This is a genomic window from Methylococcus mesophilus (genome assembly GCF_026247885.1).
GTDB lineage: Bacteria > Pseudomonadota > Gammaproteobacteria > Methylococcales > Methylococcaceae > Methylococcus > Methylococcus mesophilus.
Window position 1 is genome coordinate 3351209 of record NZ_CP110921.1, and the last position, 23786, is coordinate 3374994.

The 23786-nt window shown below is 62.2% G+C and carries 26 protein-coding genes; 11 read left to right on the top strand and 15 right to left on the bottom strand.

Annotated elements, in window-relative coordinates:
• Positions 1–5: 5 nt before the first annotated feature.
• The 10 genes from trpC to OOT43_RS15980 all read right to left on the bottom strand — a co-directional run bounded on the left by trpC (position 6) and on the right by OOT43_RS15980 (position 9308).
• Entirely contained in the window at positions 6–806 is an 801-nt protein-coding gene (gene trpC / locus OOT43_RS15935) for an indole-3-glycerol phosphate synthase TrpC (protein WP_266021559.1), read from the bottom strand.
• A 5-nt stretch (positions 807–811) separates the two neighbouring features.
• Positions 812–1837 (bottom strand): anthranilate phosphoribosyltransferase, encoded by a 1026-nt coding sequence (gene trpD / locus OOT43_RS15940; RefSeq protein ID WP_266021560.1) that lies wholly within the window; start codon positions 1835–1837, stop codon positions 812–814.
• Between the two features lie 6 nt (positions 1838–1843).
• Complete coding sequence (locus OOT43_RS15945; protein ID WP_266021561.1) at positions 1844–2431, bottom strand: anthranilate synthase component II; 588 nt, start codon at positions 2429–2431, stop codon at positions 1844–1846.
• Positions 2428–3915 carry an anthranilate synthase component I gene (trpE, locus tag OOT43_RS15950; protein WP_266021563.1) on the bottom strand — a complete coding sequence of 496 codons (1488 nt, stop codon included), beginning with the start codon at positions 3913–3915 and terminating at the stop codon, positions 2428–2430. The genes OOT43_RS15945 and trpE overlap by 4 nt, the downstream gene beginning before the upstream one ends.
• A 116-nt stretch (positions 3916–4031) precedes the next feature.
• On the bottom strand, positions 4032–4715 hold the full coding sequence (locus OOT43_RS15955) for a phosphoglycolate phosphatase (RefSeq protein WP_266021565.1): 684 nt from the start codon (positions 4713–4715) through the stop codon (positions 4032–4034).
• Positions 4712–5404 (bottom strand): ribulose-phosphate 3-epimerase, encoded by a 693-nt coding sequence (gene rpe, locus OOT43_RS15960; protein ID WP_266021566.1) that lies wholly within the window; start codon positions 5402–5404, stop codon positions 4712–4714. Before rpe ends, OOT43_RS15955 begins: the two co-directional genes overlap by 4 nt.
• 164 nt (positions 5405–5568) lie before the next feature.
• A complete protein-coding gene (locus tag OOT43_RS15965) occupies positions 5569–6456 on the bottom strand; it encodes a transporter (RefSeq protein WP_266021567.1) in 888 nt (295 codons plus the stop codon).
• Between the two features lie 16 nt (positions 6457–6472).
• Entirely contained in the window at positions 6473–7642 is a 1170-nt protein-coding gene (locus tag OOT43_RS15970) for a transporter (protein WP_266021568.1), read from the bottom strand.
• Positions 7643–7666: 24 nt separating this feature from the next.
• Positions 7667–8809: a transporter gene (locus OOT43_RS15975; RefSeq protein WP_266021570.1), complete on the bottom strand. Its 1143-nt coding sequence runs from the start codon at positions 8807–8809 to the stop codon at positions 7667–7669.
• Positions 8810–8873: 64 nt separating this feature from the next.
• A complete protein-coding gene (locus OOT43_RS15980; protein WP_266021571.1) occupies positions 8874–9308 on the bottom strand; it encodes a hypothetical protein in 435 nt (144 codons plus the stop codon).
• A 185-nt stretch (positions 9309–9493) separates the two neighbouring features.
• Between OOT43_RS15980 and polA the strand changes: the two genes are divergently transcribed.
• The 9 genes from polA to OOT43_RS16025 all read left to right on the top strand — a co-directional run bounded on the left by polA (position 9494) and on the right by OOT43_RS16025 (position 16588).
• Entirely contained in the window at positions 9494–12220 is a 2727-nt protein-coding gene (gene polA / locus OOT43_RS15985) for a DNA polymerase I (protein WP_266021572.1), read from the top strand.
• Positions 12207–12611, top strand: coding sequence for a GIY-YIG nuclease family protein (locus tag OOT43_RS15990; protein WP_266021574.1), 405 nt, complete (start codon positions 12207–12209; stop codon positions 12609–12611). Before polA ends, OOT43_RS15990 begins: the two co-directional genes overlap by 14 nt.
• 33 nt (positions 12612–12644) lie before the next feature.
• Positions 12645–12872 carry a type II toxin-antitoxin system Phd/YefM family antitoxin gene (locus tag OOT43_RS15995; protein ID WP_266021575.1) on the top strand — a complete coding sequence of 76 codons (228 nt, stop codon included), beginning with the start codon at positions 12645–12647 and terminating at the stop codon, positions 12870–12872.
• Positions 12856–13299, top strand: coding sequence for a type II toxin-antitoxin system VapC family toxin (locus OOT43_RS16000; RefSeq protein ID WP_266021577.1), 444 nt, complete (start codon positions 12856–12858; stop codon positions 13297–13299). The genes OOT43_RS15995 and OOT43_RS16000 overlap by 17 nt, the downstream gene beginning before the upstream one ends.
• 94 nt (positions 13300–13393) lie before the next feature.
• On the top strand, positions 13394–13633 hold the full coding sequence (locus OOT43_RS16005; protein WP_266021580.1) for a type II toxin-antitoxin system CcdA family antitoxin: 240 nt from the start codon (positions 13394–13396) through the stop codon (positions 13631–13633).
• Position 13634: 1 nt separating this feature from the next.
• Entirely contained in the window at positions 13635–13952 is a 318-nt protein-coding gene (locus OOT43_RS16010; protein ID WP_266021582.1) for a CcdB family protein, read from the top strand.
• A 26-nt stretch (positions 13953–13978) separates the two neighbouring features.
• Positions 13979–14839: a radical SAM protein gene (locus tag OOT43_RS16015; protein ID WP_266021584.1), complete on the top strand. Its 861-nt coding sequence runs from the start codon at positions 13979–13981 to the stop codon at positions 14837–14839.
• 49 nt (positions 14840–14888) lie between these two features.
• Positions 14889–16190: a DUF3422 family protein gene (locus tag OOT43_RS16020; protein ID WP_266021586.1), complete on the top strand. Its 1302-nt coding sequence runs from the start codon at positions 14889–14891 to the stop codon at positions 16188–16190.
• A 65-nt stretch (positions 16191–16255) separates the two neighbouring features.
• Positions 16256–16588 (top strand): MliC family protein, encoded by a 333-nt coding sequence (locus OOT43_RS16025; RefSeq protein ID WP_266021588.1) that lies wholly within the window; start codon positions 16256–16258, stop codon positions 16586–16588.
• Between the two features lie 15 nt (positions 16589–16603).
• On the opposite strand, the gene OOT43_RS16030 is transcribed toward OOT43_RS16025, so the two are convergent.
• Genes OOT43_RS16030 through OOT43_RS16045 form a run of 4 tightly spaced genes read right to left on the bottom strand, consistent with a single transcriptional unit; the run spans position 16604 to position 20355 of the window.
• Positions 16604–17863, bottom strand: coding sequence for a hypothetical protein (locus tag OOT43_RS16030; protein ID WP_266021591.1), 1260 nt, complete (start codon positions 17861–17863; stop codon positions 16604–16606).
• A 48-nt stretch (positions 17864–17911) separates the two neighbouring features.
• Positions 17912–18649, bottom strand: coding sequence for an SDR family oxidoreductase (locus OOT43_RS16035; RefSeq protein ID WP_266021593.1), 738 nt, complete (start codon positions 18647–18649; stop codon positions 17912–17914).
• 2 nt (positions 18650–18651) lie between these two features.
• Positions 18652–19953 (bottom strand): FAD-binding oxidoreductase, encoded by a 1302-nt coding sequence (locus tag OOT43_RS16040; protein WP_266021595.1) that lies wholly within the window; start codon positions 19951–19953, stop codon positions 18652–18654.
• Positions 19954–20355 (bottom strand): GtrA family protein, encoded by a 402-nt coding sequence (locus tag OOT43_RS16045; protein WP_266021597.1) that lies wholly within the window; start codon positions 20353–20355, stop codon positions 19954–19956.
• Between the two features lie 355 nt (positions 20356–20710).
• Between OOT43_RS16045 and OOT43_RS16050 the strand changes: the two genes are divergently transcribed.
• A complete protein-coding gene (locus OOT43_RS16050) occupies positions 20711–21601 on the top strand; it encodes a decaprenyl-phosphate phosphoribosyltransferase (RefSeq protein WP_266021599.1) in 891 nt (296 codons plus the stop codon).
• Between the two features lie 4 nt (positions 21602–21605).
• Positions 21606–22010, top strand: coding sequence for a divergent PAP2 family protein (locus OOT43_RS16055; RefSeq protein ID WP_266021601.1), 405 nt, complete (start codon positions 21606–21608; stop codon positions 22008–22010).
• 112 nt (positions 22011–22122) lie between these two features.
• On the opposite strand, the gene OOT43_RS16060 is transcribed toward OOT43_RS16055, so the two are convergent.
• Positions 22123–23760, bottom strand: coding sequence for a glucosyltransferase domain-containing protein (locus tag OOT43_RS16060; RefSeq protein ID WP_266021602.1), 1638 nt, complete (start codon positions 23758–23760; stop codon positions 22123–22125).
• Positions 23761–23786: the final 26 nt, after the last annotated feature.

A 23786-nucleotide genomic window follows, 5' to 3' on the forward strand; every position in this document is an offset into this window, starting at 1 on the left:
GCCGCCTAGGCGGCGAACAGCCGCTGCAGTTCGACGCCGGGCTCGGGGGCGCGCATGAAGGCCTCGCCGACCAGGAAGGCGTGCACCCCGTGTTGCCGCATCAAGGCGACGTCCGGCGGCGCCAGGATGCCGCTTTCGGTGACCACGGTGCGGCCTTCAGGGATCAGCGCCAGCAGGTCCAGGGTGGTCTGTAGGCTGACGTCGAAGCTGCGCAGGTTGCGGTTGTTGATGCCGACCAGGGGCAGCTCCAGCGGCAGCGATCGTTCCAGTTCGGTACGGTCGTGCACTTCCACCAGCACGTCCATGCCGAGCGAGGTGGCGAGCTGGGCCAGATCGCGCATCTGCGCATCGTCCAGCGCGGCGGCGATGAGCAGGATGCAGTCCGCGCCGATCGCCCGCGCCTCGTAGACCTGGTAAGGGTCGACGGTGAAGTCCTTGCGCAGCACCGGCAGGGCGCAGGCGGCGCGGGCCTGCTGCAGATAGTCCTCGCAGCCCTGGAAGAAGTCCCGGTCGGTCAGCACCGACAAGCAGGCTGCGCCGCCCGCGGCATAGCTGCGGGCGATCGCTGCCGGCTGGAAATCCTCCCGGATCACGCCCTTGCTGGGCGAGGCCTTCTTGATTTCGGCGATCACCCCGGCCTGGCCGGCTTCGATCTTGGCCCGGAGGGAGCGGACTAAGCCGCGCACCGGATCGGCCTGTTCGGCCTTTGCGCGCATTTCGGACAGCGGCAGCGCCTTCGTTCGGTCGGCGATCTCCTCGGCCTTGCGCGCCAGGATCTTTTTCAGGATGTCGGGGGTGTCGCTCATGGCGTTCAGCTTGCGGCGAATTGGCGGGAAAGGGCGGCCAGCGCTTCAAGCTTGGCGCGGGCCGAGCCGTCGGCGATAACGGCCTCGGCACGGCGGATGCCGGCTTCCAGCGAATCGGTCACGTCGGCGGCATAGATGGCGGCGCCGGCGTTCAGGGCGACGATGTCGCGGGCGGGGCCCGGCATGTTGTCCAGCACGCCCCGCATCATCTTCAGGCTGGCGGCGACGGTGTCGATGGCGAGTTCGCTCAAAGCGGCGCGCCTGAAGCCGAACTGCTCCGGCTGTACGTAATAGTTGGTGATCAGGCCGTTTTTCAGCTCGGCGACATGGGTGGGTGCGGCGATGCTGATCTCGTCCAGCCCGTCCTCGGCATGCACGACCAGGACGTGTGAGCTGCCCAATTGCTGCAGCACCCGGGCGAGGCCTTCCACCCATTGGTCGGTGTACACGCCGACCAGCTGGTTCGGCGCGCCGGCGGGATTGGTCAAAGGGCCGAGCAGGTTGAACAGGGTGCGGACGCCGAGTTCCCGGCGTGGTCCGATGGCGTACTTCATAGCGCCGTGGTGGCGCTGGGCGAACAGGAAGCCGACCCCCAAGGTTTCGATGCAGGTCTTGACCTGATCCGGGGTGAGTTCGAGGTTGATGCCGGCGGCCTCCAGCACGTCGGCGCTGCCCGAGCGGCCGGACACCGAGCGGCTGCCGTGCTTGGCGACCCGTCCGCCCGCCGCCGCGACCACGAAGGCCGCGGTGGTGGAGATGTTGAAGGTCTTGCTGGCATCCCCCCCGGTGCCGCAGGTGTCGAGCAGATGGGGGCCCGATACCGGCACCTTGGTCGCCATTTCCCGCAGCACCTGGGCCGCGGCGGCCACCTCGTCGACGGTCTCGCCCTTGCAGCGCAGGGCGATCAGGAAGGCGCCGATCTGGGCCGGCGTGGCGCCGCCGCTCATGATCCTGCGCATGGCGGCGCGCATCGCGCTGGGACTCAAGTCCTTGCCGGCCAGCAGGGTTTCCAGGATTTCGGGGATTTCCATGGGCTGTTACCGGTGCAGAAAGTTGCGGAGCAGGTCGTGGCCCTGCTCGGTCATGATCGATTCGGGATGGAACTGTACGCCTTCGACGTCCAGGGTCTTGTGGCGCACGCCCATGATTTCCTCGATGCCGCCATCCTCGTCCTCGGTCCAGGCCGTGACTTCCAGGCACTCGGGCAGGTTGGATTGCTCGATCACCAGCGAATGGTAGCGGGTGGCCTGGAACGGATTGCTCAGGCCGTGGAACACGCCGACGTCGCGGTGGCGCACCATCGACACCTTGCCGTGCATGATGCGCTTGGCGTGGATGATGTTGCCGCCGAAGGCGTGGCCGATGCTCTGGTGGCCGAGGCAGACGCCGAGGAGGGGATAGCGTCCGGCGTAGCGGTGGATCGTCTCCACCGAGATGCCGGCTTCCTTCGGCGTGCAGGGGCCGGGCGAAATCACGATCTTGTCCGGGGCTATGCGCTCGATCTCCTCCACCGCGATCTGGTCGTTCCGAACCACCTGGACGTCCGCGCCCAGCTCGGCCAGATACTGCACCAGGTTGTAGGTGAAGGAGTCGTAGTTGTCGATCATCAGGACGCGGGTGCTCATACGTTCTCGCCTCCTTCGATCCCGGCTTCGGCCATGGCGACCGCTCGGAAAATGGCCCGGCCCTTGTTCATCGTTTCCTCCCATTCGCTGCGCGGCACCGAGTCGTAGACGATGCCGGCGCCGGCCTGGATGTGGAGCTGGCCGTCCTTGATGACGGCGGTGCGGATGGCGATCGCCGTGTCCATGTTGCCGGACCAGCCGATATAGCCCACCGCGCCGGAATAGACCCCGCGCTTCACCGGTTCCAGCTCGGCAATGATCTCCATGGCGCGGATCTTCGGCGCGCCGCTGACGGTGCCGGCGGGGAAGGTCGCCGCCAGCACGTCGTAGGCGTCCTTGCCGGCCTGGAGCTTGCCGGTCACGTTGGAGACGATGTGCATGACGTGGGAATAGCGCTCCACGATCATCTTGTCGGTGAGCCGCACGCTGCCGGTCTCGGAAATGCGGCCGGCGTCGTTGCGGCCCAGGTCGATCAGCATCAGATGCTCGGCGATTTCCTTGGGATCGGCCAGGAGTTCCTGCTCCAGCGCCTGATCCTCTTCCGGGCTGCGGCCGCGGCGGCGGGTGCCGGCGATAGGGCGCACCGTGACCGTGCCGTCCTCCAGCCGCACCAGGATTTCCGGCGACGAGCCGACCACGTGGAAATCCCCCAGGTTGAGCTGGTACATGTAGGGCGAGGGGTTGAGGCAGCGCAGGGCGCGGTACAGGTCCAAGGGAGATGCGGCATAGGGAATGCTTAGCCGCTGCGACAGCACCACCTGCATCACATCGCCCTCGACGATGTAGTCCTTGACCCGCCGCACCGCGTTCTCGAAGCCTTCCTGGGTGAAGCCGGAGATGAAGTCGGTTTCGTCCACCGTGCGCGGCGCCCGCGGCGTTGCGGCGAGAACCTGGCGGCAGCGCAGTTCCCGGACCAGTTCGTCCAGCCGGGCCTGGGCCTTGGCGTAGGCGCCGGCCTGGTTCGGGTCGGCATGGACGATGACCAGCAGCTTGCCGGTGAGGTTGTCGAAAACCAGCACTTCTTCCGACACCATCAGCAGGATGTCGGGCGAGCCGATCGGGTCGGGTTTGGCGGCGGCGAGGCGCGGCTCGATGTAGCCCATCGTCTCGTAGCCGAAATAGCCGACCAGGCCCCCGGTGAAACGCGGCAGGCCCTCGATGTCCGGTACCTTGAAACGGGCGCCGTAGGCCTTGATCCATTCCAGCGGATTGTCCGCCGTCAGGGTTTCGCCACGCGCGCCGTCCTGCAGGAGGGCGATCGAGTGTCCGCGCACCTCGATGCGGGTCCGGCAGGGCAGGCCGATGATGGAATAGCGGCCCCATTGCTCGCCGCCGTGGACGGACTCGAACAGATAGGAATAAGGCCCGTCTGCGAGCTTGAGATAGGCGCTCAAGGGGGTGTCCAGATCGGCGAGCACGCGCCGCGCCAGCGGGACGCGGTTGTAGCCTTGCGCGGCATGAGCCTGGAATTGTTCGGGGGTCATGAGAACTCCGGTGTTCGATACGAAACGATGTACGGCACGGCGGCCGTGACGGTCAAACGTCTGTGCTCAGTCCGCGCTGCGCCATCGTTGTCGGTGATCGAATCCGAATAAAGCCGTCATGTCAGTCGTTTCAGTAGGGCGGGAAGCTCGCCGATGGAATCCACAATGCCGTCCGCGCCCAGTTGTTCCGGCGTGGCGACCTCCCCCCGGTAGCCGTAGGGGACGCACAGTATCGCATAACCGGCGGCCCGCGCGGCCCGCACGTCGTTGTCCGAATCGCCGACCATCAGGCAATGTTCGGGCAGGGCGCCGAACCGCTCCGCTGTCTTCAGCAGCGGCAGCGGGTCCGGTTTGATGCGTTCGAACTGGTCGCCCGAGCCGATGAAGTCCAGGTACTCGGTCACCCCGAGCTGTTCCAGCAGCGGTTCGGTGAAGCGGGCCAACTTGTTGGTGATGACGGCCGTGACATAGCCCTCGGCCTTCAGGCCCTCGAGGCCTTCCAGCACGCCGGGAAACAAGCCGCCCCGCTCGCACAGATGCGCCTCGTGGAATTCCAGGAACAGGCGCATGCCTTCCCGGAAATCCTCGGGTTCCGCTTCCGGCCACATCTGCCCGGTCATGGCCCGCTTGATCAGCATATCCGCGCCGTTGCCGATCCAGCCCCGCGCCCGTTCCAGTCCGACCGGGGCACGGCCCAGCCGCTCCAGCATGGCGTCCACCGCCCAGGCCAGGTCGGGTGCGCTGTCGACCAGGGTGCCGTCGAGGTCGAAGGCGATCAGCTCGGGCCGGAATCCGATCATGCGCGGGCTTGGGCCAGTTCGCCGCGCAGGGCGCGGATGATGGAGTCGTAGCGGTTCGGGTCGTCCGCCTGGCCGGCGCCGAACACCGCCGAACCGGCCACGAAGGTGTCGCAGCCCGCCGCGGCGATCTCGCGGATGTTCTTGGCGTTGACGCCGCCGTCGATTTCCAGGCGGATGTTGCGGCCGCTGGCGTCGATGCGGCGGCGGCACTCGCGGACCTTGTCCAGCACGTAGGGGATGAACGACTGGCCGCCGAAGCCGGGGTTGACCGACATCAGCAGGATCATGTCCAGCTTGTCCATGACGTGATCGAGGTAGTTGAGCGGCGTGGCCGGGTTGAATACGAGGCCGGCCTTGCAGCCGGAATCCTTGACGAGCTGCAGGCTGCGGTCGACGTGCTCGGAGGCTTCCGGATGGAAAGTGATGTAGCTGGCCCCGGCCTTGGCGAAATCGGGAATGATGCGGTCCACCGGCTTGACCATCAGATGGACGTCGATCGGCGCGGTCACGCCGTGCTTGCGCAGCGCCTCACAGACCAGCGGGCCGATGGTCAGGTTCGGGACGTAGTGGTTGTCCATCACGTCGAAATGGACGATGTCGGCGCCCGACTTGAGGACATTGTCCACCTCCTCGCCGAGACGGGCGAAGTCGGCGGAGAGAATCGAGGGGGCAATCCAGAATTCGTTCATGGCAAAGGGTTCCTTGGGACTCAACGAAAGCGCAAGCCGTTGGGCGTCACGGTCTGCGCGGGGTGTTTCCGCGCGGGGCGGTTCGGCCGGTTATTCTGGCATTTAGACCTGAGTCGGGGCAAGGCATGCGTTTGTCTTACCGGACGGCCCCTGCGGCGCGGGCTTCAGAATGCGAGGTCGACACCGACGGTGCTGAGCAGGGCGGGTGTCCAGCGGGTGGTGCCGACGGCGTTCTGGACCCACATGGCGACGCGGTCGTTGAGCGTCCACAGCAGTCCCAAGCCGACGGCGTTCTGCGGCATGTGGTCGGGCTGGGTCGGGTCCCTGTGTCCGTGCGGAGCCCGTGGCAGGCTCATGTTGTTGAAGTAGCCGTGGACGAAGGCGGCGAGGGTGTCCTGGATGATGTCGCGCTGCAGCGACCATTCAAAGGTAAGCTCCCATTGCTGCTGGCCGGAAGGCTTCAGCATGCGGGTGGTTCCGACGTTGTATTCGAATTCGATTTCGAACGGCAGGGTCTGGTCGAAGTTCGCCGCGATCGAGGGCTGGGTGCCGGAATTGAATGCCGCGCTGCCGAGCCATTCGGTCTGCACATAGGCCTCGATGCCGGCAGCGGGCAGGAAATAATCGCGGTTTTCCAGCCAGAGATTGACCTTGGCGTCGATCGCGATGGGGGAGAAGCCCCAGGTCGGCTGGGCGCCGCCGATCCAGGTCACGCCGTTGCCGAACACCCGGAGTTCCAGTTTGTCGAGCAGCCCGTAGCGCAGCAGGTATTCCGTGTTGTACTGGGCCGGCGTCGCCGCCGCGGTGCCGTAATAGGTGAAGGGCGCGAACTCGATGTAGGCCCGGCCCTGCGGCAGGGTGTAGGCGCTGTTGGAGAAATTGGCCAGGTCCGGGCCGGGATTCCTGATGTCGGCCCGCGACTCCTGTGCCTTGGGCGGCGGGACGACCTCACGCTCGCCGACGATCTCGGGATCGGGCTTGCCGAGCACGGCACAGCCGGAGAGCGTCAGCAGGCTTAAGGCGGTCCAGGTGCGGGAGGCAAACGGGGGCATGGTTGAAATTCAAGGCTCAGAAGGCAACGGCGAATCCCGCCATGGTGACCATGGACGGCGAAAACTCGGTGGTGCCCCCGCTGGCCTGGCCATACACCGCGAAGCGGTTGTTCAAGGTCCAGATGAAACCGGCGCCGGCCACGTTCTGGTAAGGCGAACGAGTCCGGGGCGCGGGAATGGCGGGCAGGCCGGAGGGCGAGGCCGCTGCCCTCGGGGTGTAGTCGTAGTTGTAGTAATAGCCATGGGCGAACAAGGCGAGGTCCTTGTCGAGAAAGTCGCGCTGCACCGCCCATTCGAACACGAACTGCCAGACGTTCCGGCCGTTGCGGTCCGGCACCCGGGCGGTGCCGATGTTGTACTCGAACAGGATGTCCAGCGGCAGCGACTGGTCGAAGTTGAAATTGACCGCCGGCTGCGTGCCGATGTTGAACGGCGTGGCGCCCAGCCATTCGGTCTGCAAATAGGCCTCGATCGCCGCCGCCGGCAGGAAATAGTCCTGTTTTTCCAGCCACAGGTTGATCTTGGTGTCGAAGGCGACCGGCGAGAAGCCCCAATAGCCGTTCGATCCGCCGCTCCAGCTTACGCCATTGCCGAACAGGCGCAGCTCGATGTCGTCGGTCAGCCCGTAGCGGAGGAGATACTGCGTGTAATACAGGGCCGGCGTCGATCTGGCGGTGCCGGTGTAGGCCGAGGGCGCCGGGCCGTTGTAGGTATAGGGCGCGAATTCGATGTAGGCCCGGCCTTCGGGCAGGGTGAAGGCGCTGTTGGTGAAATTGGCCTGGTCCGGACCGGGGTTGGCGATGTCGGGCTGGGAGCGCCATTGCTCGATGTTCTCGGGCAGGCGGGCGCGGGAGCGGTCGTAGCGGCCCTTGAAGAATTCTTCGCTGATCTCCTTGCCGCGCACGGAGCCCAAGGACTTGAACTGGGAATAGGCCGGGGCCGCTTCCGGCAATTCGGCGGCGGGCTGCAACAGCCGCTGCTGCTCCTCCACGCGCCGTTTCGCCAGCGCCTCGAAGGCGCGGTAGTCCGACTCGAAGGTCTCGTACCGCGCCTCGGGCGGCGGCGAAGCCGGCTTCGTGCCGGGAGGGGGGCGGACGGGAGCGTCCGGCGGTTTGGTCGCCGCGGAGCAGCCGGCCAGACAGGAGAGGCATAGCGTGGAAACCCTGTGTCGGAACGGCGGCGGCATGGCTCGGGGGCTCGGCTGGACGGCTCAGAAGGCGAGGGCGAGTCCCAGTGAACTGATGAGGGAAGGCGAGTTCCGGGTGGTGCCGGCGGAGCTCTGTGCCCACATCGCGAAACGGCTGTTGACCGTCCAGATCAAGCCGGCGCCGACCGCGTCCTGGGTCAGGTCGTCGGTAACGGGAGCCTGGGAACTGGGCAGCCGCGGCAGGGTCGTGGCGTTGTAGTAGCCGTGGATGAAGGCGGCGAAATCCTTGTCGAAGAGGTCGCGCTGCAAGGCCCACTGGAAAACGAATTCCCATTCGTTCTGCCCCGGCATCTGCTGGGTGCGCGTCGCGCCCAGGTTGTATTCCAGGTCGATGTCGAACGGCAGGGACTGGTCGAAATTGAAGCTGATCGAAGGCTGGGTGCCGGAGTCGAAAGGTGCGCTGCCCAGCCACTGGGTCTGGATGTAGGCCTCGATCCCCAAAGCCGGGAGGAAATAGTCCGGCTTTTCCAGCCAGATGTTGATCTTGGTGTCGAAGGCGATGGGCGAAAATCCCCAGGCGGAATTGCTGCCGCCCTGCCAGGCGACGCCGTTGCCGAACAAACGCAGCTCGATGTCGTCGGTCAGGCCGTACCGCAGCAGGAATTCGGTGTTGTATTGCGCAGGGCTCGACTGCGAAGTCCCGTAATAGGTGAACGGTACGAATTCCACATAGGCGCGCCCGGCCGGGAGGGTGAATGCGCTGTTGGGGAAGTTGGCCAGATCCGGTCCGGGATTGCCGATGTCGGGCTGCGAGCGCCATTTTTCGACGTTTTCCGGTAACCGGGCGCGGGAACGGTTGTAGCGGCCCTTGAAAAAAGCTTCGGCCACGTCGATCGCACGTTCGGTGCCGTAGGCCCGAAATTGCTGGTAGCCTGCCTGCGGCTCCGGTATCGGTCGGGGTGGCGCTACCCCTTCTCCCGGCTGGTTCCGGGTTTGCAACTGTGTCTGCATGGCTTCCACCCGCTTCCTGGCCAGCGCCTGGAAATCCCGGTAGGAGGATTGGAAGTCGGCGTCCGGCCCGGCCGACTGAGGCGTATCGGCAGCGGAGGAGGCCGCCGTCCGCGGCGGCGCCTTGGCCGGGGACGCCGGCTCCGCAGGTCCGGAGGTCTTGCCGGCGGAGGCGCACCCTCCTGCGGCGAGGACCATCGACAGGAGTCCGGCGGATCGCGGCGACGCTCGCATGGGCGCGTGTTCCCGGCGGAGCTTTTGACTATTTGATCAAAGGAATCCGCGCCGCGATTTCCGAGTTGACCGCGGACTGGATCTTGGCTTCGATCTGGTAGTAGCGCGCGGCTTTCTTGGCGGAAATCGCGGCCACGAACTTGGGGAAAAAGGATTTCAGGATGCGGTAGCGGTCCTCCTCCACAGCGATGTAGCCCAGCGTGATCTTCTTCGCCAGTTCGTCCGTCATGTTGTCGAAATTGTTGCCGAACTCGTTGTAATAGTATTCGCGCCGGGCAGTCAGGGCCGAGAGCTCGCTCCAGTAACGCTCGTACAGCGGCCAGAAGCGTGTGGCTTCCTCGGGGGAGAGCTGCAGGTTGCTCTCGACCAGGCGCTTTCTCGCCAGGGCGTAGTCTTCGTCGGCCGCCAGCGCCGCTGCGGAACCCAGACTCAGCAAGAGTGCCAGAACGCGCAAACCGGACATGGGTCCTCCTTGATCGGCAAAGAAAAGATGGAGTGGCCGTGCCCTGGAGACTTTCAAGGGGACGGGACCGTTCGGAGTGTAGCACCGGCCGGTTGCAAATTGCGTGTCGGGCGACTACCGCGGCGTTTAGCCCGGACGGACAGATCGTTTATCCTTTGCCCTCCGACTGTTCATGAGCATTCCCCGTGTCCGACACCTCTCCGCTCCTCGTCCTCGTTGACGGCTCATCCTTTCTGTACCGCGCTTTTTTCGCCCTGCCGCCTCTGACCAATTCCCGCGGGGAGCCGACCGGGGCGGTCTACGGTGTCATCAACATGCTGCGGAAACTGGTGCAGTCCTATGGCACGGCTCATGTCGCCGTGGTGTTCGACGCCCCCGGCCGCAATTTCCGCGACGAACTGTTCGAGCATTACAAGGCGCACCGGCCGCCCATGCCGGACGATCTGCGGAGCCAGATCGATCCGCTGCATCAGGTGGTGCGGGCTTTGGGCTTGCCGATGCTGATCGAGCCGGGCGTGGAGGCGGACGACGTCATCGGCACCCTGGCGAGGCAGGCGGTGGAGCGGGGCTTCCGGGTGCTGATCTCGACCGGTGACAAGGACATGGCGCAACTGGTGTGCGACCGCGTGACGCTGGAGAACACCATGTTCGACAGCCGGCTCGACGTCGAGGGCGTGATCGCCAAGTTCGGGGTGCCGCCCCAGCGCATTGTCGATTACCTCGCCTTGGTCGGAGACACCTCGGACAATATCCCCGGTGTGCCCAAGGTCGGTCCCAAGACCGCCGCGAAGTGGCTGGCCGAATACGGGTCGCTCGATGCGCTGATCGCCCGTGCCGGCGAAGTCGGCGGCAAGATCGGCGAAAACCTCCGCGCCAGCCTGGAGCTGATCCCGCTCTCGCGCGAACTGGCGACCATCCGCTGCGACATCCCGCTGCCGCTGGCGCCGGAGTCGCTGGAGCGGCAGCCGCCGGACAAGGCGGCGCTGCGAGAGCTGTACGCCCGGCTGGAATTCAAGACCTTGCTACGGCAACTGGACGCCGAGCCGGCGGACTCGAAGAGCAGCGGAGCTGAATCCGCTCCGGTTCCGTCGGCGCCGCCGGTCGAGACGTCCTATGAAATGGTGGCGGACGAAGCCGCGCTGGACCGCTGGCTGGAGAAGCTCGCAGCGGCCGAGCTGTTCGCCTTCGACACCGAGACCAGCAGCCTGGATTACATGCGCGCCGAGGTCGTCGGCGTGTCCTTCGCGGTCGAACCTGGCGAGGCGGCCTATGTGCCGCTGGCGCACGACTATCCCGGCGCGCCGGTCCAACTCGACCGGGCCAGGGTGCTGGAGCGCCTGCGGCCGCTGCTGGAGGACGAAACCCAACCTAAGCTGGGCCAGCACCTCAAGTACGACGCCAACGTGCTGCTCAACCATGGCATTGCGTTGCGCGGCATCCGCCACGACACCATGCTGGAGTCCTACGTGCTGAACAGCACGGCGACCCGGCACGACATGGACTCGTTGGCCGAGCGCTACCTGGACCGCAAGACCATTCATTACGAGGACGTCGCCGGCAAGGGCGCGAAGCAGATCCCGTTCGCCCAGGTTTCGGTCGAGGACGCCTGCCGCTATGCCGCCGAGGACGCCGACATCACGCTGTGCCTGCATCGGGCGCTGTGGCCGCAACTGGAACGCGAGCCTGGATTGCGGGCGGTGTACGAAAACATCGAGATTCCGCTGGTGCCGGTGCTGTCCCGGATCGAGCGCAGTGGCGTATTGGTGGACGTGTATAAACTGGCGGAGCAGAGCCGCGAGCTGGAGCTGCGCATGGCCGAGGTCGAAATCGAAGCCCAGACCGTGGCTGGCGAGACCTTCAATCTCGGCTCGCCCAAGCAGATCCAGACCATCCTGTACGACAAGCTGGGGCTGCCGGTCATCAAGAAGACGCCCACCGGCCAGCCGTCCACCGACGAATCGGTGCTGCAGGACCTGGCCGAAACCTTCGAGCTGCCGCGGCTTATCCTGGAATACCGCTCGCTCTCCAAGCTCAAGTCCACTTACACCGACAAGCTGCCGCAGCAGGTGAATCCCCGCAGCGGCCGGGTCCACACCTCCTATCACCAGGCGGTGGCGGCGACCGGGCGGCTGTCGTCCTCCGATCCCAATCTGCAGAACATCCCGGTGCGGACCGAGGAAGGCCGCCGCATCCGCCAGGCCTTCATCGCGCCGCCCGGCCACAAGCTGCTGGCGGCAGATTACTCGCAGATCGAGCTGCGGATCATGGCGCATCTGTCGGGCGATGCGAATCTGCTCGCCGCTTTCGCAGAGGATGCCGACGTGCACCGCGCCACCGCATCGGAAGTGTTCGGCGTGGCGCTGGAAGAGGTGACGCTCAACCAGCGCCGTTCCGCCAAAGCCATCAACTTCGGGCTGATTTACGGCATGTCGGCCTTCGGCCTGGCCAAGCAGCTCGGCATCCAGCAGAAGCTGGCGCAAGGCTACATCGACCTGTATTTCACCCGCTATCCCGGCGTGCGCGCCTACATGGACAGCACCCGCGAATCGGCCCGCGAGCGCGGCTACGTCGAAACCCTGTTCGGCCGCCGGCTGCACGTGCCGGACATCCAGTCCCGCAACGCCCAGCGCCGCCAGTACGCCGAGCGCACCGCGATCAACGCGCCCATGCAGGGGACGGCAGCCGACATCATCAAGCGGGCGATGATCGCGGTGGACGGCTGGATCGAAGCCAGCCGCGCGCCGCTGCGCATGATCATGCAGGTGCACGACGAGCTGGTGTTCGAGGTGGCCGAGGATTTCGTGCCCGAAGCCGCCGCAGCCGTCGCTAAGCACATGAGCCGCGCCGCAGAACTCGCCGTGCCGCTGGTCGTCGACGTCGGTACGGGCGACAACTGGGATGAGGCCCATTGACGCGCAAGCGGCGACGGTCTACCAGCTCGACATCGTGCTGACGGCGGATCACCTGATTTCCGTCGGCCGGCTGGACGAGTTCCTGTTTCCGGCTGGCCGCTACGTCTACACCGGCAGCGCCCGCCGCAACCTGGACGCCCGCGTCCGCCGCCATCTGAGCCGGGACAAGAAACAGCGCTGGCACATCGATTACCTGCTGATGGCCGGAGAGGCCGAGGTGGTGGGCGTCCGTTTGTTCGAGGACGGCGAATGCGTCGTGAACCAGGCGACCGAAGGCGTCGTCGTCGCGCCGGGTTTCGGCGCCAGCGACTGCCGCAGCCGCTGCGGCAGCCATCTCAAGTACTGCGGCAGAAGCGAGTGCTTGGCGGTTTCCGCGAATGTACATTTATAATGATGCCATTTTGTACATCTGGAGGAGGTTGCCGTGAAACAAGCCACGTTTACCGAGGTTCGCAATCATGCCAAGCAGTATTTCGACCTCGTTGAGGCGGGAGAATCGGTTCGGGTTTTGCGTAACGGCAAGCCTATCGCCGACATCGTGCCGGTGATGGCCGAACTTCCGTCGTGGAAACGCCGCAAGGTGCAGCCTCTGGTGCTTGATGGTATCGCCCTCAGCCGCATGATTTTGGAGGAACGTGAAGCCGGGCGGTGAGGGGAGCGTCGCGATGCGGGTTTTTTTCGACTCTTCGGCCTTCGCGAAACGTTATGTTCGCGAGGCGGGCACCGACTCAGTTCTCGCTTGGTGCGATCGCGCAGACGAGATCGGCCTTTCCGGGATTGCATTGCCGGAGATCGTTTCGGCGTTCTGCCGTTTGCGTCGGGAAAATCGGATCACGGAGGAGCAATATCGGCAGATCAAATCGTTGCTGCTGCTCGACATTCAGGATGTCGCCGTGTGCGATCTGAATCCGGCCGTATTGGGATGTGCAATTTCCTGTTTGGAGAACAATGTATTGCGAGGTATGGATGCCGTTCATATCGGCAGTGCCGTGGCGCTGAAGGCCGATGTATTCGTCTCCGCCGACGGCCGGCAGCTCGAGGCGGCGGAGCGCGCGGGGCTGCGCGTAGCAGCGGTCTAAGGAGCCGTCCCGGGTTCCTCGGGCAATGGCAATGGCGCCAGTTTTGATGTTGGCCTATCATGCGCATACGATGCCACCATGAGGATGCCGCGTCATGGCGATAACCGACAACCACGCCAAGAAGGCGACCAACATCACCCTGTCCGCCGACGTTCTGGCTGAAGCGAAATCCTTAGGGATCAACATTTCCCAAGCCTGCGATCAGTTCTTACGCGATCTGGTGCGTGCCGAACGGGAACGTCGCTGGCAAAGCGAGCAAGCCGAATTTGTCGCAGCCTACAACCGGTTGGTGGAGCAGGAAGGATTGCTGCTGGAACCGTGGCGGATGTTCTGAAATGGCGCGTTTTGACGTCTACCGCAACAGTGGTCCTCAAGCCGCCGATGTGCCCTATTTGCTCGATGTGCAAACCGAGGTGTTGAGCAGGCTGGACACCCGCGTCGTGGTTCCTTTGCGCCGACGCAGCCGTTTTCCGGCATCCATCGTTCCGGCCAATCTGATGCCCATGGTGACGGTCGAGGGCGACGAATGCATTGTGGAAATTCCCAAGCTCGCCGCCGTCCCCGTGCGAATCCTGAAAGAGCCGGTGACTTCGCTGTCCGCCTGCCGCCTGGAAATTACCCGGGCGCTGGATTTTCTGTTTCAAGGGTTCTGACCGGAACCAGCCTGGTATTTTCGAGCGTGTCCGCATCCCATCGACTTTCCGTTTCCGACCACAGCCGCGACAGCGCGGGCCTGCGCTATGTCTATCCGGTCTTGTCCCGGCGCGCGGGTGGCCTGTCGGTCGGCATCAATCTCAACCCGAACAATGCCTGCAACTGGCGCTGCATCTACTGCCAGGTGCCGGACCTGCGCCGCGGCGGCGCGCCGGCCGTCGATGTCGCTCTGCTCGCTCAAGAGCTGGAGGGCTTTCTGGCCGATGTACTCGAGGGGGATTTTTTCGAGCGTTACGGCGTACCGGACGACCAGCGGCGGATTCGTGACGTCGCCATTTCCGGCAACGGCGAGCCGACCCGTGTGGCGGAGTTCGAGCAGGTCATCGAAGCCATCGGAAAAGTGGCAGGGCGATTCGGCCTGCCCGGACGGATCGGGTTCGTGCTGATCACCAATGGCAGCGGCGTCGAGCGCTTGCCCGTTCAGCAGGGCCTGAAGCGCTGGGCCGCCCTGGGCGGCGAAGTCTGGTTCAAGCTGGACAGCGCCACCGAGGAGGGCATCCGCCGGATCAACAACGTGCATATCCAGCCCCAAACCGTGAGGCGCCGCATCGCGGTTTGCGCGATGCTTTGCCCGACCTGGCTCCAGACCTGCCTGTTCGCATTGGACGGTGCGCCGTCTTCCGCTCCCGAACAGGAGGCCTATCTGGCCTTCCTGTCCGGTCTGGTTTGCGACGGCGTCGCTTTGCGCGGCGTATTGCTGTACGGTCTGGCGCGGCCTTCCCTGCAGCCGGAGTCGTCCCGGCTGGCACGTTTGCCGGCGGAGGCCCTGGAGGCGTTCGGCGCCGCGATCCGGGAACGCGGGCTGGCGGTCAGGATCACTCCCTGACGCCGGCTCGACAGCGGAATTCGAACAATCACAACGAGAATCGAGGCTTATGCTACCGACCCACAGCCACGCGGACCGCAGGGAGCTGAACGACGAAGTCCATGCGCGCGCCTACGAGAACCTGTTCGCTCCGGAGCAGGTGTCGCAACTGATCATGCTGGTGACGCCCGAAGACCGCGCCAACGAGACCGCGCACATCGCCAAGCTGTGCCGAGCCTGGCGGGTGTCCGCGCCGGAGGCGGGTGGGCAGATCTACTTCGACAACGGCGAGGTGCGGGTGCAGATCGAGCGCCACCAGGAGTTCACCCGCTACCGGTTCAGCCGGCGGGTCGACGGCGTCGGGTCGTTCGAAAATTCGTTGTGCAACGCCTTGCCGGTCGACTGGCTCGGTAAGTTGCCGGGGGCTTTGTTGGTCGCGGCCCACGTCGAACTCGTGCCGCAGCAGGATGAAAGCCGGTTCCGCAGCGAAGAAGACTTGAGCCGGGTGTTCGAAGGCAACCGGGTGATCGGCTCGAAGATCGCCGGCGGCGCCGGGCGGGCCTACACCGATTTCCGCATCCATGCGGACGGCTACAGCCGCTTCCTGGTAGTGGACGAATCGCTTTCCCCGGGCCAGGCGGGCCGGACCGTGCAGCGCCTTCTGGAAATCGAGACTTATCGCATGCTCGCGCTTATGGCGTTCCCCGAGGCGCGCAAGCTGATTCCGCGCCTGCGGGCAGCGGACCACGAGCTGTTGCGCCTCACGGCCTGTCTGGCGAAGGATGGCGGCGAGACCGACGAAGCCATTCAGGCGGAGCTGTCCGAGCTGGCGGCCAACGTCGAGAACCTGCTGTCGGCGAGTTATTCCCGCTTCGATGCCTCCCGTGCCTACCACGCCATCGTCAACACCCGGCTCGAGCAGTTGCGCGAGCAGCGCATTCCCGGATTCCCGACCTTTACCGAGTATCTGACCCGGCGGCTGGCGCCGGCCATGCAGACCAGCGTAGCGGTGGCGCACGGACTGGAGCAACTGTCCCGCCGGATCGCCAATGCCAATCAGTTGCTGACCACCCGCATCGACGTCAAGCTGGCCCAGCAGAACCAGTCCCTGCTGCAGTCCATGAACCGCCGCGCCAAGCTGCAGCTGCGCCTGCAGCAGACCGTGGAAGGGCTGTCGGCGGTCGCCATCACCTATTACGGCGTGTCGCTGGCCAACGAACTGTTCAAGGGCTTGAAAGCCGCCGGCCTGCATATCGTGAACGTGGAATTCATGACCGGCCTCAGCGTGCCCTGGGTCGGCTACATGGTCTACCGCGGGCTGTGCCGCTTCAGGGAGACGATCGAGCAGGACGAACTTTCGGAGCCAAAATGAGCTTTTTTCGAGGGGCTGTATCACGGCCCTGTTATTTGAAAGATAACGAAAGGAGGAAACGTTCCGTGAATTCGAGCTCTGTTATTCGGCAGGCGCTTAGCGCGGCGATCGGCGTTCTGGTTTCCGGCTGCGTCGGCATGGGGCAGTACGAAATACAGTCAGACCGCTATGTCCGTTATTACTGCGACGGCGGCCGGAAATTCCGGGTCTGGTTTCAACGGGACCGCGCGACGGCGGTCGTGGACCTGGGCGATAGGTCGGTCTCGCTGCCCAAGGTTACCGCGTCTGAAAGCGGAGATTATTACTCGGACGGTGTCACCGGTTTGTCGGTCAAGGACGATGTCGCCGTAGTGGAGGAAAACGAGGTCGTGACTTATAGCGCCTGTATGTCAGGATAATATGTTTAAGTGCGTTTATTTTGGCGCAGGTTCAGGATTTTTGTGGGAGGGTGGCAAACGATATATCATTAAGGCTTCTGCTGTGGCGAGAATTCTCTCCGCTGTCTGCTCCGACGGTGGATAGAAAAGGCCGACATACCCGGAGCCCTCCTGCCGATGAGCTCGATGAAGCATTTCGTATCTGTCGATTTGCTTGGGTAGCTCTTGGTTGTAACTGCGAATACAGAAATAGCAGGCCAAAAAAATCGCAGGCAGGAAAGTGTAGTTGCTGGTTTTGGCCAACGATAAATATATCGTCGTCAAAATTAGGGTTGAATATATTGAGTATCGCGAGGCAAGCGCGGTCAGCGTTCCGAACCCTGTTCTTCCCGCCGCGGCGGCGAGCGCCGTTATGAGGATAAAGGCGCTGATCAGAGCAAGCGGTTTGTTACTCCCTGTTTTCGGCCAGATTGCAAGTACCGTAACGGTGACGGCCGCGATCGCTCCGATGATCAGAGCGTGGCGGGGGCTGTCTGAGACCGAGCCGAGAAAGATGAAAAAGAATTTCAGCGTTGCGGATAGGCGTGTCGATGGTGTCATGTGAGCGCCATCGGTCGAGGGTATGCTGAAATACGCAAAGGCGATCATGCTGAATACGGCGAGCCACACCAACGCTTGCGGATATCGCTTCCACCAGATCAGGCTGACCAGACCGATTGGAAAAACGAGGATGCCATTGGCCTGGGAAAACGACCCTGCCGTGGCTGATAGGCACGCCGCAAGAAAGCATGTCTGCTTTTCCTGAGTCAGAAAATATACTGCAAGGAAAGAGAAAAATATCACTGCATAATTCGACAGCGCTGCCATGGCCCAGAACTCAGACTCGTAATGGCGCAATCCGAATAGGGTTAGGAACACGGGCGGCCAGGCCATCGCCTGGCGCCACACGCCTGCGGCCCGAATCATAACCATGGCTATCCCGACGAGAAAGAAGTCGCCATAGAGCGCGAGACGTACGAAATTGACTTTTCCAAATACTAAGTAATCCAGGATTGCCGCGATTCTGCAAAGGGCAATACAATGCTCGTTATGTCGTGCGGTGATGAGTAGGATGATTTCCCGCCAGCCCGTAGCCTGTTGGAAGCGAAGCAAAGTTACAAGAATGGCGTCGTAGTCATCGCCATAAGGTATGTTAGGTGTGTGGCGAGCTACCGTGACAAAGAAGATTGTGGTGGGTATAAGGGCGATGAAATAACCGATGCCATCGATGGATTTAACAATATCTGATTTGGGCATGCCGTGATTGCATCGATGGTGTCTGGAATTCGGCTCTGCAGAGTTCTGTCAGAGCTTCAGTCGCTTGAAAACTGTCTCCGGTATAAATTTGATTATTAACATGATAAGTGCCCAGAACCCCGGCAGGTAGACCGAATCCGCGCCTTTGCCGATGGCCTTTTCGATACCTGCTGCGATCTGCTCCGGCTGCGCCCACAGCACGCCCTTTTCGAAGGCCGCGGTCATCGGCGTATCGACAAAGCCGGGTTTGATGGTGAGCACGCGCACGCCGCTCCCGAACAGCCGGTTGCGCAGCCCCTGGCAGAACACCGTGACCATGGCCTTGGCCGCGCCGTAGACGTAATTGCTTTGCCTGCCGCGATCGCCCGCGGGCGAACTGACGACAGCCAGGGTTCCGTTCCCTTGCTGTTCCATCCGGTTGGCGAGGTGGGTCAGCAGCGACAGCGTACCGATGGCGTTGACGTTGAGCTCCCGCAGCGCCATATCGAAACTCTGCTCGCAAGCCCGCTGGTCGGGCAGGGTGCCGTGGGCGATCAAGGCCACGTCGATGCCGCCGAGGGCCTCGTACGCGTGGTCGAGTAAAGCGGGATGGCCGGCGAAGTTCTCCGCCTCGAAATTCGCGCAGTCCACCGACTCGGCGCCGCGGATGCGGAGGTCCTGAGCCAGCGCTTCCAGCCTGTCGAGGTCGCGGCCCAGCAAGTAGAGCCGGTCGCCGCGCCCGGCGAAGCGTCGGGCGGTGGCTTGGGCGATGGCGGAAGTGGCGCCGATGATCAGTATTTTCTGCATGCTCAAAGTCCCAAACGTTCCGATTGCAACGAGCGGAAGGTGGTGTCCGCTCCATATTTTCGGCGCAAATCCTGAAATTCCTCCCAACGCGGATAACCGGCGCGAAAGGTTTCTCCACTCATACGCACGTCCTTGGTCAGGTACAAACGCCCGCGGTGCTCCAGAACGATGCGGTCCAGCTCTTCCAGAAACGGAAGCAATCCCGGCTCCAGCTTGAAATCCAGCGCCAGGGTGTAGCCTTCCATGGGAAAGGACAGAGGGTTGTCGTTGGCTGGGCCGAAGGTCTTGAGCACGGCCAGGAACGAACCTCTCTTGGAAGCCGCGATCCGTTGCAGGACCGCCTTGATGCCGGCCGCTCCCGACGCCTTCGGGATGACGAACTGGTACTGGGTGAAACCCGACTTGCCGTAAATCCGGTTCCAGTGGCCTATGCCATCCAGCGGATAGAAGAACGGGTCGAAATGCACGACACGTTCGCGTTGCGGCGCCCTGACCCTGTGGTAATAAAGTGCATTGAAAGCGGTCACGCTGTACCGGTTCAGGGCGAAACCCGGCGCATCGACGGGAACCGAAAGCGGCGTCCTTGCGTTCCCCTGCAGGCGGCCGTCGTCGATGAAGTCGCCGGTCATGAGGAGCGACCGGCCCAGCCTCGGACCGGTGGCGAGGCAATCGATCCAGGCGACCGAGTAGGGGGCGCCGGACTGCTCGGCGAAAAGGCTCAGGGCGTGCTCCAGATTGTCGGCCTTGAAGGTGGTTTCCCGCAGATAAGCGCTGCGGATGGGCTTGAGCCGGAGCGTGGCTTCCAGGATGAAACCGGTCAAGCCCATGCCGCCGCAGGTGGCGCGGAACAGATCCGCATGCTGCGTCTTGGAGCAGTCGACGATCCCGCCATCGGCCAGCATGAGCGAAAAGCGATCCATATGCCGGCTGAAACAGCCTTCGAGGTGATGGCTCTTGCCGTGCACATCGCTCGCGATGGCGCCACCGACGCTGATCAGCTTGGTGCCGGGCGTCGCGTGCAGAAACCAGCCGCGCGGCACGAACACGTCGAGGATGTCGGCCAGCAGCACGCCGGCTTCGCACCGCAGTACCCCGGTTTCTGCATCGAACGCCAGGAACCGGTCCAGCCGGCGGCTGCTCAACACCTGCGGCGCCAGGGCGCTGTCCCCGTAGCTGCGGCCGTTTCCGCGCGGGATGCCGCGGAATTGAGCCCGCGGAAACCGCGACCGAAGGTCCGGGATCGAGTACGGCGCGAACACTTCTGCGTCGACGGCGGGTTTCCGCCCCCATCCTGTCAGCCTCATTCAGACTCCCCGCTGCCGGAACACGAAACGCTTGTCCATGTGATATTTAATCAAATATCCCAGGGTGAGGCCGATGACTCCCCCCGCGTACCGCAGAGTCTTGGTTTGGAACAGGTAATCGAACCCGAACTCGAATCCCCAGAAAACCCCGGTCGTCACCAGCCCCATCAGCGTATACAAGGCAAAGGTGCGGGTGTCGTGCCCCAGTCCCTTCACCTTGAAACGGAAGATGTATTTCTTGTCGAGCACGTACTTGACCACCAACCCCACCGCCGTGCCGACCAATACGGAGGCCGTCACGCTATAAATCCCCTGATAAAGCCGGATAGCGACATCCTGGCTGCCGATATTGGCTGCGGTGGCGATAAGCGCAAAAAATGAATACCATAGCGCCGTCTTCATACCCTTTGCAAAATTCCAGATTCCAATCTATGCAACATATTCGCGGCAATGTATGCGTTCGAAACTACAAAGCTTTTGACCCCCTGTCCCTCTCGGACAAATCCGCCAGGAGCGGATTTTATGCGGCACATCCCTATGCCGCACCCTTCGGGCGCTCCGCGTGCACAAATTCGCAGGGAGCAAATTTGGACATGCGGAGCATGGCCCGGACGCCAGATCCCAAGGATCGGACCTGTCAATCGGCTTTCCTGCCGATTTGCGCATTGACCCGAAGGGTGCCGGGCAGGACGGCCCGGCATGACTGGGCTGGGGTGAGGGAGGGTTTTACAGGTTTCCGCCAAGGGGGAGGGCTTTGATGGCTCCCAATTCTGCCACGGCGCGCAACACGGGTAAATCCAGTCTCGTCGGGCTGCTCATGCTGCTGCGGCTCCGCCAGTGGGTGAAGAATGCCTTCGTCCTGGCCCCCCTGATATTTTCCGGCGAGTTTCTCAACCTACCTGCCATCGGCCAGTCGCTGCTCGCCGCTCTGTTGTTCAGCCTCGCGGCCTCTGCCACCTATGTGGTCAACGACCTCCACGACATCGAGCGTGACCGTCGCCATCCCACCAAATCCAGGACCCGTCCCCTTGCCGCGGGTATCGTCTCACCGTCTCAGGCCGGTCTGCTGCTCGCCGGTCTCTACGGTGCGCTGATCTGGGCATATTTCGTCATGCCCGGCGTGGTTCAGGTCATCGCGGCGTACTTGGTACTGAATCTCCTGTACACGCTCGTTCTCAAGCATCAGCCGGTGATAGACATCTTCACGATTGCCATTGGTTTTGTCTTGCGCGTTTATGCCGGCGCCCAGGCCCTCGCCGTTCCGGTTTCCCCTTGGATGTTCGTCACGACCCTGTGTCTCGCCCTCTATCTCGCCGCTGCCAAACGCCGCCAGGAACTCGCGTTCAGTGGCACCGGTGGACGCAGGGTGCTCGAGCGCTATAGCGTGGCGCTGGTGGACCGCTACGCCGAAATGGCGGCGACCGGCGCACTCGTGTTCTACAGTTTGTTCGTGATATCGGCCAAGCCCGGAATGGTGGTCACCATACCCTTCGTGCTGTTCGGGCTATTCCGCTACTGGTACGTGATCGAAGCGCTGGACGGCGGTGAGTCCCCCACCGACGCCCTCCTCGGCGATTGGCAACTCGCTCTGACTGTGCTGCTGTGGATCGGTACGTGTATCTGGGCACTTTGGCCGATGACAGTGTGATCTTATGGATATCGTCTACGCTATTACTCCTTTTCTGGCCTGGCTCACCGCCGGAACCTTGAAATTCATCGTCAACAGTTGCCGCGCCCGGCGTCTGGCATTCGGCCAAATCGGGTACGGTGGCCTGCCAAGCAATCACAGTGCTATAGTCAGCAGCACGGCTGCGCTCATAGCGTTTCGAGAGGGAATCGGACATCCGGCCTTCGGGGTAGCAGTCACTCTCGCTTTCGTCGTAATCATGGATGCCAACAGCTTGCGTCGCCAAGTCGGTAAACATGCAGCGGAAATTAACCGCCTCGTGGGCTTTAATAAAGACTACGATCTGCTGCGAGAGCGACTGGGCCATACAAAAGTCGAAATCAGTGCCGGTATCCTCACAGGAATCGCTGTTGCTTGGCTGATTCATTGAGGTAAGCCAGCGGCGACGTCGGAAGGTGCTAGCTGGGGACCTATTCATCGGTTGTCGCGGCCATGAAATTTTTGTAAACCAACGGTCATCCGGGAGGTCGAATCATAGCGGGCTAATCCTCTGTCCAAGTAATGGGAAGATCGGTTCGGTATTGCTCAAGCAATATGACGAGTATCCCATTAACCATGTAGATTGACTCATTCGATGGCCAAGGGGCTTTCGACGTCATCGAATCGACAGCCGTGGCCACTTCCGCCTTTGTGGGGCTGCGGAAAACATCCTTGCCAACGAAAAAATTCAACATCTGGACTTGGCGATAGTTTTTGAAAGCGTAAGACGTAATATGGGGCGTCAGTGGGCCGGTAAAATTGTTGACGTACTTGACACGATCAAAAGATGAATACTGTCCAGCGATAACTACGGGTAGGGGTTGGTTTGCGTGCTCCTGTCCGGCAACTGATTCCGCACGTGCCACTATGCGATTGATCGTGTTGATCTCATAGATAGTCTTCAGTGCGGCCGCATTGCTTTCCTGAGTCGCAAGGATCACAAAAAAATATAGGCAGACGGCGGCGCCTATTGCACAAACCGCCCTGGCAAATCTTTTCGCAAGACCCATGGAAACAAAGAATGCAAAGCAGTAGCCATACGCTGCGAGAATTCTTCCGGCGTCAGACGGAGAGTGATTGTTAATAACGTACGGTGCGTGTATGGCTAGCGGAGTGAGCCCGGCAATGAAAAGTACCAGAAGTAATATAATGGTTCCTTTTTTCCAAGCAGCGGACAATGTTCCAGCAATGCCGAAACCGAGTGCCAGGGCGGGCAAAAACCTGAGATCGGACGGAACGCCGGCCATGCCAGCGGTGAAGTAGTCCCACGTTTTCCTGTAAGCCGCTGAACTTTCTATCATCGCTTCCTGGAATGTATTGATATGTGTCCTGCTGCCATAATATTTAATGGTATTCGCATTTGCAGAACTAAAATCGGTAGTTATGAACAGTTTTGTTATCGCCCAATAGAGCACTACAGCGCCAACGACTGCAAGGAAAGCGGCGGACAAATCCTGCAGTGCCTCCCGTAACGGCGCCTCACTGCGCGACCATGGGCGATCTTGGGTCAACTGCAGCAACACCACGCCACAGGCCAGGAAACTGACCACGCCGATTTTTGGTTGATAAGCGGCGATTTCAAGGAGAAAAAAGAAAGCGCCGCCGATGACCCGTCCCCAGTAGGTCTTAGCCCAAATCAGGTTCCATGCGCCGAGTAACGCAAACGTGTCACCCAGGACGAAGCTCAGGTGGTCGATTGAAAATGAATAGTAATCAAGAAAAGCAGGGAACATGCAAAGCACGCCGGCTACACACAAGATTGCACGCCTGCTAGTCAGCCCAACCAGTTTTGCCAGAAGGATGCCGTTCACGGCCTGAAGCATCGTGGCGCAGATCATCTGGAATGATTGGACTCCGGAACTGCCTTGAGCCAAAATTATCATATCCGCAAACCAACGTCCCTCACCCCATGTTTTGAAACTCGGATATGGCATGGACCAAGAATGAGGGAATATGTGATTATTGAATATAGGTAGGGTATAAAAATAACTGTAACCGGCGACTTGCAATAATATCAAAAGACCAAAGACGGAGCTGTATTGCCGAATCCAATCTTCAATACGGAGTTGGATATTTGTTTCCCATCGAGTCAGTTCGTCTTGAATCCGCTCGAGCGTCCTTTTTGTAAATATCGCAGCCATAAATTAAGTCTCCTGCTGTTGTGTTA